Genomic DNA, 12,517 nt, shown 5'->3' with positions numbered 1-12,517 from the left:
GAGTTCGGTATGACGGCACAGGCGCCTCACCCCCCGATAGACACCAGCAAGCCGCACTCGGCCCGGGTCTACGACGCGCTGCTCGGCGGCAAGGACAACTATCCGGTGGACCAGCAGGTGGCCGAGCTCCTGCCCATCGAGGCGAAGGTCGGCGCCCGGCAGCAGCGCGCCTTCATGAACCGCGCGACGGCCTGGCTGGCGGGCGAGGGCGTGACACAGTTCCTGGACATCGGGACAGGCATCCCCACCGAGCCGAACCTGCACCAGACGGCCCAGGAGATCCGCCCCTCCGCCCGGGTCGTCTACTGCGACAACGACCCCATCGTCCTGCGCCACGCGGAAGCGCTGCTGGTCAGCCACCAGGAGGGCGTGACGGACTACGTCCACGCCGACGTCCGCGAGCCCGCGATCATCCTCGACGCGGCACGCGAGACCCTGGACTTCACCCACCCGATCGCCCTGTCACTCCTCGGCCTGCTCCACTTCCTCCCCGACGCCGAGGACCCGATCGGCATCATCCGTACGTTCACGAGCGCTATGGCGCCGGGCAGTTACGTCGTGCTGTCCCACGGCGCGTCCGACGTGAACGAGGAGATCGGGCAGCAGAGCGAGGACGAGTACAAGAAGGGCGGCATCCAACTGGCCCTGCGGAGCCGCAAGGAGTTCGCGCGGTTCTTCGAGGGCCTGGAGATCGTCGCCCCCGGCCTGGTGCAGGCCCCGGAGTGGTTCAACGGCACGCCCGCGCCCACCCAGGAGTTCAGCGGCATCTACGTGGCCGTGGCCCGGGTCCCGTAGCCGGAAGCCTCCTCGGCACACGTGACACCCCCGTTCGCGGCGGCCTCGGCGGCGAGCTCCCGCCAGGACGGCCTCGGGGGTGCGGGTTCGGCCTCGGCGCAGGCCATCAGGTCGGCCCAGTAGGCGCGCTGCTGCTCGCGGTGGCACGGCCCGCACGTGGTGACCCACGACTCGTGCGGCCGGAACATGTGCTCCTCGCCGGGCCCGTCGCAGGCGAGGAGCGGCAGGGACGGGGGCAGGGGCGACGGCGGATGCGGCGGCGGTGCGGACTCCGCCGCCACCAAAAGGTCCGCCGTCTCCTCCGGGGGCGCGGGCAGCTTCTCCACGAGCCGGTTCTTCAGGAACCCGAAGGCCGAACGCACCCCTTCCTGTGGCAGCGCGCTGCTCAGCGCCAGTCGCAGGTCTCCGGCGCTGACGCCCCGGCGCAACCACTCGGCGGCGAGGGCGGCGAGCTTGCGGGCCTCACGCACCCCGAGCGAGAGCTCACGTGTCTTGTGCCGCAGTGAGAGCAACACGCGCTCGGCGAGCAGAACTTCGGCCTGGTCCTGATCCTGCGACTCGCCTTCCGCCTCCACGGCCGCTTCGGTCGGCGGGTGGGAAGAGTTCTCGCCCTGTTCTTCGTCCGCGGGTAAGAGACCACCGACCCTCCGGCCCGTCGGCTCACCGACCGTCGGAGAGTGCGCACTCGGAGCGGGCCACGCGTCCGGGGCGACGCAAGCACCCGCGTTCTCGTACCCGTCGGCGGGGACACCGGCGCGGAGACGGGCGGCCTGTTCATCCGTCAGCGGCTCGTTGCTGAACACCTGGACGGTGCGCCAGCGCCCTCCGGCGACGCTCTCGCGCCGCTCGTGAACGTACCCGTGCGACACAAGGTCGGCCTTGGCCTTCTGGTAGGCGCGACCGGTCATACGGAGAGCGCGGGCGTGCTCGCCCAGCGCCTTGTCGCGGAGCTCTTCGGGCAGCCCCTGGACGTAGAGGACCAGGACTTTCGCGTCGCTGCCGATACGCGGATGACGCACGAGGCTGTTGGGGGCCTTCGTGTAGCCCCGAGGGGGCGGGATAACATGCGAAAGCATCGCGGGTGGACTCCTGATCCACTAGTGGTGAAGGCCCTCGGGTCGGTGCGCTAACACCCCCGGGGGCCGCCCTGTGCGCTGACCAATCCGTGCGCACGGAACGTGATGACACGATTACGGTACCGCAGAGAGTGACGCACTCCGCACCCTCGGCTTCACCTCGCGTAAGAGATGTACATCTACGACATTCCTTGCATGAGCGAGCCCGTGACCGAATCCATGGCAGAGGTACGCAAGCACCTCGCCGACGTCATCGACCGCGCCCGTCGTGACGCCACGCCCACGATCATCACCCGCCGAGGCAAGAGCGAAGCGGTCATCGTGGACATCGACGAATACCGACGCCTGCGCGAGTCCGCCGAGCGGCACGAGGACGAATGGCTCAACCGGCTCGCGGACGAGGCCGCTGCCGAGGGAACCGACGGATCCGTATCCCTCGAAGAGATGGCCGCACTCCTCCGGTCGGCCAACTGACCCATGGGCCACGTCACACGATTCACGGCCCGCGCACAGCGTGACCTCCTCAAGATCCCCCTGCCGGAAGCCCGACGTGTCCTCGGCCGTCTGGCAGACCTCCAGAAGGCCTTGGACACGGGAGACCTCGCCGCATTCGACGTCAAGCCGCTCCAAGGCCACGAGGCGCGATGGCGTCTCCGAGCAGGTGACGACCGGGCCGTCTACACGGTGGAGGGCGGCCGGCTCATCGTCCGGGTACTCGCCGTCGCCCACCGCCGCGAGATCTGCCGATCTCTCTGAGCCCGCCGGTCGGCCCCACGGTGCAGACGGCCGGACACCGAGCCGGAGCAAAGCCGTGCCGTGCCCTGCCCTGCCCTGCCCTGCCCTGGTGATCAAATCGTTGCCGCACCGCGCACAACCGCGCACCCCCCTCCCTGGTCTCCTGGTCAGCCGCGAGGAACACCTCGGGCAGGCGCGCCCTGCGCGCGCGGCCCCGGGCGGCTGGGGAGAGGACGGGTTCGACATGAAGAGAGCGACGCGGAGAGCGGTGGTGGCCGGTGCGGCCGCAGCCGTGTTCACCGGAGTGGCGGCGGTGCCGGCCGGGGCGGCGGAGGGCGGGGTCGCCTTCTCCCGGGTCACGGTGAACGGCGGGAAGCCGATCGTGATCGGGGTCAAGGAGGAGGTCGAGGTGTACGCGACCTTCCGGATGACGACCAAGCTCACGTACAAGCACGGGCCGACGGTGTTCCCCTACCGGGGAAAGCTGAGCAACATGGACACGATGCACAGCGCCATCATCGGCAGTGACTGCAAGGTCGTGAACAAGGCCAAGGGAACGTGCGACTTCGAGAACTGGGTGTACATCGACCCGCGGCACACCGACTTCGGGAACGAGGACGCCGGCACCTGGCGGACCGCCGCGCGGCTCTTCCTCCCCAAGGACTCCCAGGACGTTGACGACGAGAACCACTCCGTGCAGCTGAAACGGGCCACCCGTGTCACGGTCAACGCCTCGCCGGAGCCGGTCGTCAAGGGGAAGACGCTCACCGTGACCGGAAAGGTCACCCGGGCGAACTGGGACACCCACACGTACCAGGGGTACGGAGGCCGCTCGGTGAGCCTCCAGTTCAAGGCGGCGGGCTCCTCCACGTACAAGACGGTCAAGAAGGCGACGTCGAGCAGGACGGGGGCGCTGAAAACCACGGTGAAGGCCACAGCGGCAGGAACGTGGCGGTGGACGTACTACGGCAACACGACGTCCGGCGCGAGCGCGTCGTCCGGGGACCGGGTCGCCCTCCGGTAGACGCGGTCGACGGACACGCGCGGAGGAGCGCGGGTTGCGGAAGCGTTCCTCCGGTGAACTCGCTGGCCCGGGCGGGTGATTGCACCCTCCCGGGCTACGCGAGGGCGGGGCGCGGCCGGTAGAACGCGCTGGTGATCAAGAACCTCGCGCGCGGTCTCAGCGCGCTCGCCCTCGCCCTCGTCCCCCTTCTCCCGTCCCCCGCCACTCCAGCAGCACAGGCAGCGCAGGCCGCTCCGGCGGCGGAGGTGACGCCCCTGTCCGACGCGGTCGGCTTGCTGAAGGTCACCGAGGAGAACCGCGCCGACTACACCTCCTCGTCCTTCCGGCACTGGAACGCGGGTGAGGACACGACGGACGGGTGCGACACCCGCGCCGAGGTCCTCCTCGCCGAAGCGGTCGTCGCACCGACCGTGGAGCCCGGCTGCAAGCTGACCGGCGGCAGGTGGACGTCCTACTTCGACGGTCAGGAGGTCACCGGCACCGGCTCCCTGGACGTGGCCCACCTGGTCGCGCTCGCCGAGGCCTGGGATTCCGGCGCCTCCGCCTGGACCGCGGGCCGGTGGGAGGCCTACGCGAACGACCAGGGTGCGGACGTCTCCCTGGTCGCGGTCACATCGCGCACCAACCGCCAGAAGGCGGACAAGGACCCGGCGGACTGGATGCCGGCGTCCCCGGAGGTCCAGTGCCGGTACGCGGGGGAATGGGTCTCGACCAAGCTCCGCTGGCAGCTCACCGCGGACGACAGCGAGCTGGAAGCGTTGAAGGTGTACGCGGAGGGGCCCTGCGAGGACACCATCATCCGCTACACACCGGCCGCCTGACCCGCCCGGGAGTGAGCGGGACACGTCGGCCCCGCTCACTCCCTCACGGCGCACCCCGCCCGCAGCCAGGCCATCTCGTGCAGCAGCGCGGCATCGACGAACGGGTCCTGGACCGTGGGCCGCGACCGCCAGTCCGGCGGCCAGGTCCCTCCGCCCAGCGCCGGAACCCCGACGAACGCTTCCCCGCGCGCGTTCCTGCTCATCGCCTCCACCCCGGGAGGCCACCGGTGCTCGGCGGCGGTGCCCGGCGCGAGCAGGAAGTACATGCTGCGCTCTCCGATGCCGGAGCGGATGATGGGCCCGGCGTGGTCCACCACCGGTGGCGGGCCCGCCGCCCTGCGCCCTGGGCCCAGCGCCCTGGCCGACCGTGAGGGTCGCTAGGAGTTGTCGTCACATGCCAAGCGGACGTCGTGAGAGAGCGAGGGCGACCGATCGGGCGGTGGCTCGGTGACATGTCGGTGGGTGCTTCTACGCTTCCGACCATGGATATGGACGATCTTGCGTGGCAGGCGAGCAACTATCGCGGTCTATCCCCGAGAACGGTGCGTCTCCTGTTGGAGCACGGTCACCTGAATCTGGTTGCCCAGGTGGCAGTGGATCGTGGCGAGTGGTTCTGTGCCGAGGGTGCGGTAGAGGGCTTGTGCCAGGCGGGGGACTTTGGTCGCGCGCTATCGGTGATGGAGCCGTTCGTGGTGACGGGGTGGCGGGCCGCCTCGTACGCGAAGGCCGGGATCCTGCTCCGGGCGGGCCGCAGGACGGAGGAGGCTTTGGATCTGGTCCGTCCGGACGACTCCGGCCGGGCCTCCACGACCGAGAGTCGTGATTTTGCTGAGGTGCTCGGCAAGGCAGGGCGCATCGACGAGGCCATCGAACTGCTCGTCCCGCACCTCGACAAGTCGTGGCTCCTGTCCGTTCTGGTGGATATCACCGATGGGCAGGGCCGTGACGAGCGGGTGCTGGAGCTGATTGCCCCGCTCGCGGACCGTGCACGTCGGGCCAGCGGTGAAGAACACCGGGACTACGCCTTCTCCGACGCCCAGGAGTTGCAGGCCCGGGTGCTGGAGCGGGCGGGCCGTGCTGAGGAGGCCATCCGGATCCTCGGCCAGGACATCGCCGGGCGCCGCTTCCTCGCTCAGAACACCCTCATCGCCTATGCCGAACTGCTGGCACGTCACGGGCGGCTCAGGGAGCTGCGCGAACTGGGTGACGGCCAGGATGCGCACACCGTCCTGGACATCTATGCGGGTGCTCTGCGCCGTCATGGCCGGGTCGAGGAGGCCGAGGCCGTGATGAGAGACGCCATCGCCGCCGACGACTGGGTCGGGTACCGGGCGTGGCTTTCTTCGATGTTGCTGGCAGAAGGCCGGCTGGACGACGCGATCGTCGTCGCGGAGCCCGGCTTCGGCTGGTACGACTGCTCCAACCTCCTGGCACCGCTCGTCCACCCGCTGCTCGACCGCCCCGAGGAACTGCTCTATCTGGTCGAGCACCCCAGGGTTGTGCCCCACCACGGTCACGAGGAGTTCCAGCACTGGTGGCGGGCCTGGGCACTCGCCGGCCTCGGCCGCGTCGACGAGGCGATCACCGTGGCCGGTCTTGACCGCCCCTGGACCGACCCCCGGATCGTCAAGGCCGACCTCCTCAGGAGGGCCGGCAATCTTGACGACGCCGCCGATGAACTGCGAGCCCTGGGCACGATCAAGGCACGCGAGGAGCTGTGCGAGATCCTGGTCCTGCAGGGGCGGGCGGACGAGGCGATCGCCGTCCACCCCACAGTGGCGGAACAGCGCGCTGCCGAACCGAGGCCCAAGTCCGTCCCTCTTGGCGTGAACGGGTACTCCCTGGAGCCACCTTTTTAGGAAACCGACTTCCGGGGTAGCAACGGCTGCACGAAGTCGCCGTCGGTATACGTCAGTTCGTGGCGCCCTGCCAGATGGCACGGCCTAGGAGGCGTCCAGCTTGCGCCGTTCCCGCTTGTTGGGATGGCGGACGACTACTCCGCCCATGGCGCCGGACCCAATGAGCCGGATCAGCGGAGTTCCCGGGAGCCGGTCGGAGGTGGTCTTGTCCGTCAGACCGCCGAAGCCGGGGTCGATGCCGCTGGTGTCCGTGACCCAGCCGTCGGGGATGACGAGCGTGACACCGGATGTCTCCGCGTACGCCTCCACGATGACCTCCGCGAGACGGCACTCGACCCGGGTGAAGTCCAGGGTCACGCCCCCCACGCCTCCGTGCGCGATCACGTGTCCCGGAACCTCCCAGCGCCCGGGGCCCAGGGACGCACCGAACATGCCCCCCTTCAACACCAGGGGCGTCCGGCTCTCCACTGCGGAGCCCGAGAAGGAGGGCGACGCAGGCAAGTCCGCGATGAGCGCGGCCAGTTCGCCGTGCGTCTTAGCCGTCAGTGCCAGCTCCAGGCGCGAATCCAGCTCATCGAAGTCGAGGCGCCCCTCCGCCGCCGCATCACGCAGTTGTTCCACCACGGCTTCCCGGTCGTCGTGAGAGGCACGAATCCCTCCCGGGGGAACAGGACGCGGAGAGGGCTCCGGAAACTGGGCTGTCATAGCCGCAAGAATAGGCAGCCGACGCGGCGACTGGCTATCGGCAATCCGCACCGTCCACGCCCCCGCCGGGCCCCCCGAGAGGGTGGACGTCCTCAAGGGGCCCGGCGCTTCCTGAGCAACGCTGGGGCGCGGCTGACTGCCGAACCTCAGCAACCATCGAGCCGTTCGTCACGCGCGGTCAGGGCGAGGGGATGGAGCCCGGCACCGGGGTCTCGGCGGACCAGAAGTCGGAGCGGACGTTGGGGGTGGGGATCTCGCCGTCATACGTACGGCCGTTCGCGCCCTTCTCGGGCGCGGCCACCTTCGACTCGTCCACGCAGGGGCTCGTGACCTCAAAGAACGCCTGCCCCTTGTAGCCGAACTTGACCATGAGGCCGAAGCCGTCCTTGGATACGGCGATGATCGAAGGCATCTCCTTACTCGGGTTCACCATCTCGATCCGGAAGTCGCTCGCCTTCCAGAAACGCTCCACCACTCCCAGAAAGTTGCCCCGACGCTGCTCGGAAACGACTGTCATCACGGTCCAGTAGCGCGTTACATCGCAGCTGCCGGTCGTCGTCGTGTAATGGACCCATTCGATTTCCGGCTTGATCGCCCCGACTGTCGCGTAGAACATCCCATCGGCGCGCTCCGCCGCCCCCTGCATATCCATGCCTGCCAATGGCCCCTGTCCGTTCTTGAGGTCACCGAAAAGCCCGCATCCAGCGAGCAGCGCGCCCGCCACGACAACCGCACAGGCCACGCGCAGGGTCCGCGTGATACCCCTCACCGATCCTTCTCCCCCACGATGCCCTCAAGGCGTCCGCCGACGATCCCGGCGATGTTCTCGCGGTCGACCTGTGCCCGGTCGGAGGCCGAACGAGCGCACGACTCATGCCACTTGTCGCCCGCCTGCGTGAACTCGGAGGTCTTGAGGTCACGCAGCATCTGCCAGGTGAGGGATCCGGTCATCGCTTCTCATCCGCCTTGCCCGGGACCTGGACACCCTCGAAGGACGACTTGGTCCCGGTCTCCGACTCCCCCATCTCCTTGGCGACCGTCAGCAGGTTTCCCTTGAGCTGCTCGCACTCGTCCCGCACCGCCTGAAGGCGCTCTTCCCAGGACGTCGGCACGCTCTTGAGGGCCGCGACGGAACTGAGGCCTGCGGCTCCCGCCTCGACGCCCTCGTGGCCGCGACCGAGCACCGACCGACTCGTCCCCGCTCTGGTCCGTAAATCGCCGGCGGTGCCGGAAGCACTGGTCCAAGGACCCTTGCTGTACGTGAGGCGCCCTGTTCCGCCCGAGCCTGCCCCGGGTCGCTGGACGCCGGGGCGAGCCTCATCGCGGGCCCGTCGCCGGCCGCTCCGAACAGCTCCTGCCAACGCTCCGCATCGGACATGACGTTCCCCCGTCTGCCTGCGTTCCCGTTCTTCGCCTCGCGCGGCTAGCGCAGGCAAAGCACACGTACGCGATCGGGAACGGGTTCACGACAGGGAAATGGCTGAACAAACGTGCTGCCCGCGCGTTGAAGCTTGCTTGTGCACTGACCGGAGAGCATGCGTGGTCATGCCTCGCAGCGGACGAGAAGCACCGTCCACGGTCCCGCGGGGCCGGGTCACGCGTCGGCCGGCCGGACGAACGACGGCCACCGGTCGGCGGCCCACTCCGGCCAGCCCGCCCATCCGGAAGGCGGGGCGGAAGCCGCGCGGCCTTCCCGTTCCGCCGCGTCGGGCTCCTCGAAGTGCTCCCGCCCGTGCAGGAGGTCGGCCTCGGTGAGCGGGTAGGTCTCCCGGGCGGCGGTCGCCCAGCGGTGGGCGATCCGGGCGCGCTGGGTCTCGTCGTCGACGGGCAGGTAGACCATGCGGAAGCAGACACCCTCCGCCTCCGCCAGCCAGCGGATCGCGGAGCGCTCGTCACGGGACCAGCAGCCGTAGTCCACGACCACGTCGGTGCCCAGTCTGACCGCGTCCAGGGCGAGCCAGAGCATCCGCCCCTCCAGCACGTCGCGCACCTTCCCGTCCGGCTCGGCCTCGCCGAACAGCGGGAGCATCCACTCGTCGGGGGTCAGGCGCAGCGCGCCGTGCTCCTCGGCGAGCTGCCTGGCGCGTGTGGTCTTCCCGGCCCCTGGAAGGCCGACCATCAGGATCAAGGTGGTCACACCCGGATCGTGTCAGGAGGACCGGGCGGACGACTACACGCCGCCCGAGTGCCATAGACCTGGCGAGCCTCGCGACAAGAAGGGGTTTCCGGCGCGTCGCAAGCCCTGAACTTCCCCATGAAGCGCGCGCGTTCACACGAAGTACAGCGCCTCCATGTTCTGTACGGAATCCTCCGAATGCCTCACCCGGAACGCCGTGGTCTCCAGCTCCTCCCACCCCCACGGATCGGAGGGCCCGAGGGCCAGGCCGGCCAGTGGCGCCCACGCGACCTCGTTCGCGGACTCGCGCAGGTCGACACCGGCGTTGTCGAGCTGCCAGCCCTTCAGTTCCAGGGAGGCGATCACGGCGCGCGGGTCGCCGGTGACGACGAACGGCTCGTCCCCGGGCCAGCCGCAGGCGTGGAACATCGCCCCGTCCGGCAGCCACACGAGGTCCTCGGTGTGCTCCATGCCGCCGTAGTAGGTGACCCGTCCCACGATCCGTGCGTCGGGGAACCGCTCCCGCAGCGACGTGGCCGCCGACCGCAGCGGCTCGTCGTTGCCGTCGGTCGCGAACGCCGGAGTCACGATGCTGAGCATTCCGCCCCACCCGGCGGCGTGGACGACGCCCAGATCGGCACGCACGGACGACGGCAGCGGCGTCAGCACGGAGCGCGGCCCGAGGTCTTCCAACACCTTCTCGACAGCCTCGAACGACGCGGCGAACTCACGCGCCCGCTCCGGGGCCTGAGGAGGGAGGGTCCGGGCGTCGACGTCGAACGGCGGCTGGACGACGGTGAGATGGCACAGTCCCATGGAACCGCGCAGGGTCCGGTCCGGAGCGGATGTCCAGTAGTCGGTGTCAGTCATGCGGGCCACGGTAGTGGCCCCCGACTTCCGCCCCACCGGGCTCGGTTCGTGGCTCCCAGCAGCGGCTCGGGAGCTTCAGCCCTCCTCGCCCGGTCCGGTGGACCGCACCAGGGAGACCGGCTCCGTCTGCTGGTCGGAGGCCGAGACACGGGTGGTGTGGCGGGTGAGGCGCAGCCCCATCGCGGTGAGCGCTTCGGTGTCGTGCAGCGCGCACAGGAGCGCGGCGGCCGCCGGCAGCGACAGTGGGCCGGCCGGGCAGATTCCGAGCAGGGCGGCCGCTTCGGGGTCGTCGAGGACGGCCTGCTCGGCGTGGGCGAGCACCTGACGGGGATCGTCGACGATGAGCTCGTCGATCTGTATCCGCTGAGCACGGACGCGCAGGTCGAGAGGGCGGGCCTGGGCGGGCCTCTGGACTCCGACGACGGCCCGGAGTTTCGGCTGGGCCGGGTGGGGCGGGCGGGTCAGGTCGGTCAGGTGGTTCATGCGGAGGGCTCCAGAGAACGGGCCGCCGGAACGACGGTGCGCGGAACGGCAGTGCACGGAACGGCTGGGCCGGGTTCGGGATGGGGCTGGGGTGGGGCTGGAGTGGAGGTGGGATGGGGGTGGGGGTGGGGGTGGGGCTGGAAGGGGGCTGCGTAGGGCACCGATGGGGCAAGATCGTGGTGGTCTCACCGAGTTGGCGTGTCGTGGAGTCGGACATGCTTACCTTGAGAGCGCCGTGCGGCCGTCGCAAGGTGCGCTGTGTGCACTGTGCGCAGACTGCGCGGAATGTCGGATAGATCGAGCCGCGGCGGGAGCGGGACCGGAGCGGGGAGGGGGAGGCCGTGGCGCGCGAGAGGTCGGGGCGGACGGCGCGGCATCTGGTCCTGGTGGCCCGCCTGCGGCGGCTGCGGGAGGGCGCCGGCCTGTCCGTCCCCCAGGCCGCCACACAGCTGGGCTGGCATCCCTCGACACTGCGGCGGCTGGAGCAGGCGCAGACCTCCCTCGACGTGGGGCAGGTGTCCGCCCTGCTCGCCGCCTACGGGGCGGGTGCGGCGGAGGCCGACGACATCATGGGGCGGCTCAACGCGGCCAACATGCCCGGCTGGTGGCATCCGTGGCGCGATGCGATGGCTCCCTGGCTGATGGACCTGATGAGCGTGGAGTCGGCAGCCGGCGTCGTACGCACATGGGACCCGGCGCTGGTGCCGCCGCTGCTGCGGACCCCGGCGTACGCGATGGCCGTGGACGAGATCAGGTGCCCCGGCCGGGACGCTGCCGCGCGGCGGCGGCGGGCGGACTTCCTGGTCGAGCGTCAAAAACGGCTCCAGGAGCAGCAGACCCGGCTCTGGGCGCTGCTCCCCGTCACCGCGCTGCGCGTCCGCGTGGGCGGCGACGAGGTGATGCGGGAGCAGCTCAGGGCGATCCAACGGATAGCGGAGCGCGGGGATGTGACGGTGCAGCTGCACCCCGAGTACGCGCCCCCGCATCCGCTGACCGGTGTCCCGGCGCTGACCCTCTACCGGGTGGAGGTCAGGGAGATCGCGGACCACGTGGTGCGGGAGGGCGGCCTCCCCGGCACGGCGGAGGTGTGGGACAGCCCCCACCCCGTGCAGACGTATCAGGGAATGCTGGACGTGTCGTGCGTGATGGCGATGCGGCCGGCCCGAACAGGAGAGGTGTTACAGGATGAGTACGACCGGAAATGGGCCTGAACTGCCCGCGCAGATCGACACGAGCGTCGCGCACTCCGCACGTGTCTGGAACTACTGGCTCGGCGGCAAGGACAACTTCCCGGCGGACCGGGCGGCGGGCGACGCCTACCGAGAGAAGTACCCGCTGATCGAGACGTTCGCGAAGGAGTCGCGGGACTTCCTGCGCCGCACGGTCACCCATCTCGCCCGGGACGCCGGAATACGCCAGTTCCTCGACGTGGGCGCGGGGTTGCCGACCGCGAACAACACGCACGAGGTCGCCCAGCGGATAGCCCCGGAATCCCGGATCGTCTACGTCGACCACGACCCCCTGGTGCTGCTGCACGTCCACGCGCTGCTGACCAGCACCCCCGAGGGGGCGACCGCCTACGTGGAGGCGGACATGCGCGACACGGAGACCGTGCTCACCGGGGCGGCGAAGACCCTGGACCTGACCCGGCCCGTCGCCCTCGTGATCAGTGACGTCCTCGGGCACATCGTGGACTGGGACGACGCCCTGTCCCTGGTGCGCCGGCTGGTGGACCGTCTGCCCTCCGGCAGCTACCTCTCGCTCAGCCACTCCACCGCCTCCGACGACGCCCACCGCGCCGTCCAGGACGAGTACAACGCGAGCGGCGCGATCCCGTACATCTTCCGGGAGCCGGAGACCACGATCGCGTTCTTCGAGGGGCTGGAGATGGTGGATCCGGGCATGGTGTCCTGGCCGAACTGGCGGCCCGACGCGAACACCGGCACCACCACGGCCCGGGCCGGGTGGGGCGCGGTCGCCCGCATTCCCTGAGCCGTCCTCCCCGACCCACGTCCACCACTGCCGCGCCGCGC

At 70.0% G+C, this 12,517-nt stretch carries 16 protein-coding genes and 1 pseudogene; 8 read left to right on the top strand and 9 right to left on the bottom strand.

The window, feature by feature from the left end; translation table 11 throughout:
* The first annotated feature begins 9 nt into the window (after positions 1-9).
* The gene (locus tag ACIRJT_RS00325) at positions 10-795 is read left to right on the top strand and encodes an SAM-dependent methyltransferase (protein ID WP_403902553.1); all 786 of its coding nucleotides are present in this window, start codon (positions 10-12) and stop codon (positions 793-795) included.
* Here the strand turns inward: ACIRJT_RS00325 and ACIRJT_RS00320 are convergent.
* Positions 768-1,871 (bottom strand): hypothetical protein, encoded by a 1,104-nt coding sequence (locus ACIRJT_RS00320; RefSeq protein ID WP_403902551.1) that lies wholly within the window; start codon positions 1,869-1,871, stop codon positions 768-770. The two genes, ACIRJT_RS00325 and ACIRJT_RS00320, sit on opposite strands and share 28 nt — an antisense overlap.
* Positions 1,872-2,066: 195 nt before the next feature.
* On the opposite strand from ACIRJT_RS00320, the gene ACIRJT_RS00315 reads away from it, so the two are divergent.
* The 4 genes from ACIRJT_RS00315 to ACIRJT_RS00300 all read left to right on the top strand — a co-directional run bounded on the left by ACIRJT_RS00315 (position 2,067) and on the right by ACIRJT_RS00300 (position 4,451).
* On the top strand, positions 2,067-2,345 hold the full coding sequence (locus tag ACIRJT_RS00315; RefSeq protein WP_403902548.1) for a type II toxin-antitoxin system Phd/YefM family antitoxin: 279 nt from the start codon (positions 2,067-2,069) through the stop codon (positions 2,343-2,345).
* 3 nt (positions 2,346-2,348) lie between these two features.
* Positions 2,349-2,627, top strand: coding sequence for a type II toxin-antitoxin system RelE/ParE family toxin (locus tag ACIRJT_RS00310; RefSeq protein ID WP_403902546.1), 279 nt, complete (start codon positions 2,349-2,351; stop codon positions 2,625-2,627).
* Between the two features lie 223 nt (positions 2,628-2,850).
* On the top strand, positions 2,851-3,630 hold the full coding sequence (locus tag ACIRJT_RS00305; RefSeq protein WP_403902544.1) for a hypothetical protein: 780 nt from the start codon (positions 2,851-2,853) through the stop codon (positions 3,628-3,630).
* Between the two features lie 128 nt (positions 3,631-3,758).
* Positions 3,759-4,451, top strand: a complete 693-nt coding sequence (locus tag ACIRJT_RS00300) for a DUF1524 domain-containing protein (RefSeq protein ID WP_403904368.1) — start codon at positions 3,759-3,761, stop codon at positions 4,449-4,451.
* Positions 4,452-4,486: 35 nt separating this feature from the next.
* On the opposite strand, the pseudogene ACIRJT_RS00295 reads toward ACIRJT_RS00300, so the two are convergent.
* A pseudogene (locus ACIRJT_RS00295) lies at positions 4,487-4,759 on the bottom strand (hypothetical protein); the annotation flags it as partial.
* Between the two features lie 174 nt (positions 4,760-4,933).
* Here ACIRJT_RS00295 and ACIRJT_RS00290 point away from each other — a divergent pair.
* Entirely contained in the window at positions 4,934-6,310 is a 1,377-nt protein-coding gene (locus ACIRJT_RS00290; RefSeq protein WP_403902542.1) for a hypothetical protein, read from the top strand.
* Between the two features lie 84 nt (positions 6,311-6,394).
* Here the strand turns inward: ACIRJT_RS00290 and ACIRJT_RS00285 are convergent, their stop codons facing one another.
* From ACIRJT_RS00285 to ACIRJT_RS00255, 7 genes are all read right to left on the bottom strand, one after another.
* Positions 6,395-7,015, bottom strand: a complete 621-nt coding sequence (locus ACIRJT_RS00285; protein ID WP_403902540.1) for a DUF1707 domain-containing protein — start codon at positions 7,013-7,015, stop codon at positions 6,395-6,397.
* A 178-nt stretch (positions 7,016-7,193) separates the two neighbouring features.
* Complete coding sequence (locus ACIRJT_RS00280; RefSeq protein ID WP_403902538.1) at positions 7,194-7,784, bottom strand: hypothetical protein; 591 nt, start codon at positions 7,782-7,784, stop codon at positions 7,194-7,196.
* Positions 7,781-7,966 (bottom strand): hypothetical protein, encoded by a 186-nt coding sequence (locus ACIRJT_RS00275; RefSeq protein ID WP_403902536.1) that lies wholly within the window; start codon positions 7,964-7,966, stop codon positions 7,781-7,783. The genes ACIRJT_RS00280 and ACIRJT_RS00275 overlap by 4 nt, the downstream gene beginning before the upstream one ends.
* On the bottom strand, positions 7,963-8,199 hold the full coding sequence (locus ACIRJT_RS00270; RefSeq protein ID WP_403902534.1) for a hypothetical protein: 237 nt from the start codon (positions 8,197-8,199) through the stop codon (positions 7,963-7,965). The genes ACIRJT_RS00275 and ACIRJT_RS00270 overlap by 4 nt, the downstream gene beginning before the upstream one ends.
* Before the next feature lie 410 nt (positions 8,200-8,609).
* Complete coding sequence (locus ACIRJT_RS00265) at positions 8,610-9,152, bottom strand: AAA family ATPase (RefSeq protein ID WP_403902531.1); 543 nt, start codon at positions 9,150-9,152, stop codon at positions 8,610-8,612.
* A gap of 132 nt (positions 9,153-9,284) precedes the next feature.
* Positions 9,285-10,001: a DUF6333 family protein gene (locus ACIRJT_RS00260; protein WP_403902529.1), complete on the bottom strand. Its 717-nt coding sequence runs from the start codon at positions 9,999-10,001 to the stop codon at positions 9,285-9,287.
* 75 nt (positions 10,002-10,076) lie between these two features.
* On the bottom strand, positions 10,077-10,484 hold the full coding sequence (locus tag ACIRJT_RS00255) for a hypothetical protein (RefSeq protein ID WP_403902526.1): 408 nt from the start codon (positions 10,482-10,484) through the stop codon (positions 10,077-10,079).
* Positions 10,485-10,825: 341 nt separating this feature from the next.
* Between ACIRJT_RS00255 and ACIRJT_RS00250 the strand changes: the two genes are divergently transcribed.
* Entirely contained in the window at positions 10,826-11,695 is an 870-nt protein-coding gene (locus ACIRJT_RS00250; RefSeq protein WP_403902524.1) for a helix-turn-helix domain-containing protein, read from the top strand.
* A complete protein-coding gene (locus ACIRJT_RS00245; RefSeq protein ID WP_403902522.1) occupies positions 11,670-12,476 on the top strand; it encodes an SAM-dependent methyltransferase in 807 nt (268 codons plus the stop codon). Before ACIRJT_RS00250 ends, ACIRJT_RS00245 begins: the two co-directional genes overlap by 26 nt.
* Positions 12,477-12,517: the final 41 nt, after the last annotated feature.

Origin of the sequence: Streptomyces sp. NPDC102283 (assembly GCF_044766265.1) — a bacterium.
GTDB lineage: Bacteria > Actinomycetota > Actinomycetes > Streptomycetales > Streptomycetaceae > Streptomyces.
Note: the sequence above shows the minus strand (reverse complement) of the source record. Positions and strands in the feature narration are given on the sequence as shown.

What these genes read in the sequence shown, in the direction of transcription:
- ACIRJT_RS00325 (WP_403902553.1), top strand. Translation starts at nt 10, where the DNA reads ATGACGGCACAGGCGCCTCACCCCCCGATAGACACCAGCAAGCCGCAC.
- ACIRJT_RS00320 (WP_403902551.1), bottom strand. Translation starts at nt 1,871, where the DNA reads ATGCTTTCGCATGTTATCCCGCCCCCTCGGGGCTACACGAAGGCCCCC.
- ACIRJT_RS00315 (WP_403902548.1), top strand. Translation starts at nt 2,067, where the DNA reads ATGAGCGAGCCCGTGACCGAATCCATGGCAGAGGTACGCAAGCACCTC.
- ACIRJT_RS00310 (WP_403902546.1), top strand. Translation starts at nt 2,349, where the DNA reads ATGGGCCACGTCACACGATTCACGGCCCGCGCACAGCGTGACCTCCTC.
- ACIRJT_RS00305 (WP_403902544.1), top strand. Translation starts at nt 2,851, where the DNA reads ATGAAGAGAGCGACGCGGAGAGCGGTGGTGGCCGGTGCGGCCGCAGCC.
- ACIRJT_RS00290 (WP_403902542.1), top strand. Translation starts at nt 4,934, where the DNA reads ATGGATATGGACGATCTTGCGTGGCAGGCGAGCAACTATCGCGGTCTA.
- ACIRJT_RS00285 (WP_403902540.1), bottom strand. Translation starts at nt 7,015, where the DNA reads ATGACAGCCCAGTTTCCGGAGCCCTCTCCGCGTCCTGTTCCCCCGGGA.
- ACIRJT_RS00275 (WP_403902536.1), bottom strand. Translation starts at nt 7,966, where the DNA reads ATGACCGGATCCCTCACCTGGCAGATGCTGCGTGACCTCAAGACCTCC.
- ACIRJT_RS00260 (WP_403902529.1), bottom strand. Translation starts at nt 10,001, where the DNA reads ATGACTGACACCGACTACTGGACATCCGCTCCGGACCGGACCCTGCGC.
- ACIRJT_RS00255 (WP_403902526.1), bottom strand. Translation starts at nt 10,484, where the DNA reads ATGAACCACCTGACCGACCTGACCCGCCCGCCCCACCCGGCCCAGCCG.
- ACIRJT_RS00245 (WP_403902522.1), top strand. Translation starts at nt 11,670, where the DNA reads ATGAGTACGACCGGAAATGGGCCTGAACTGCCCGCGCAGATCGACACG.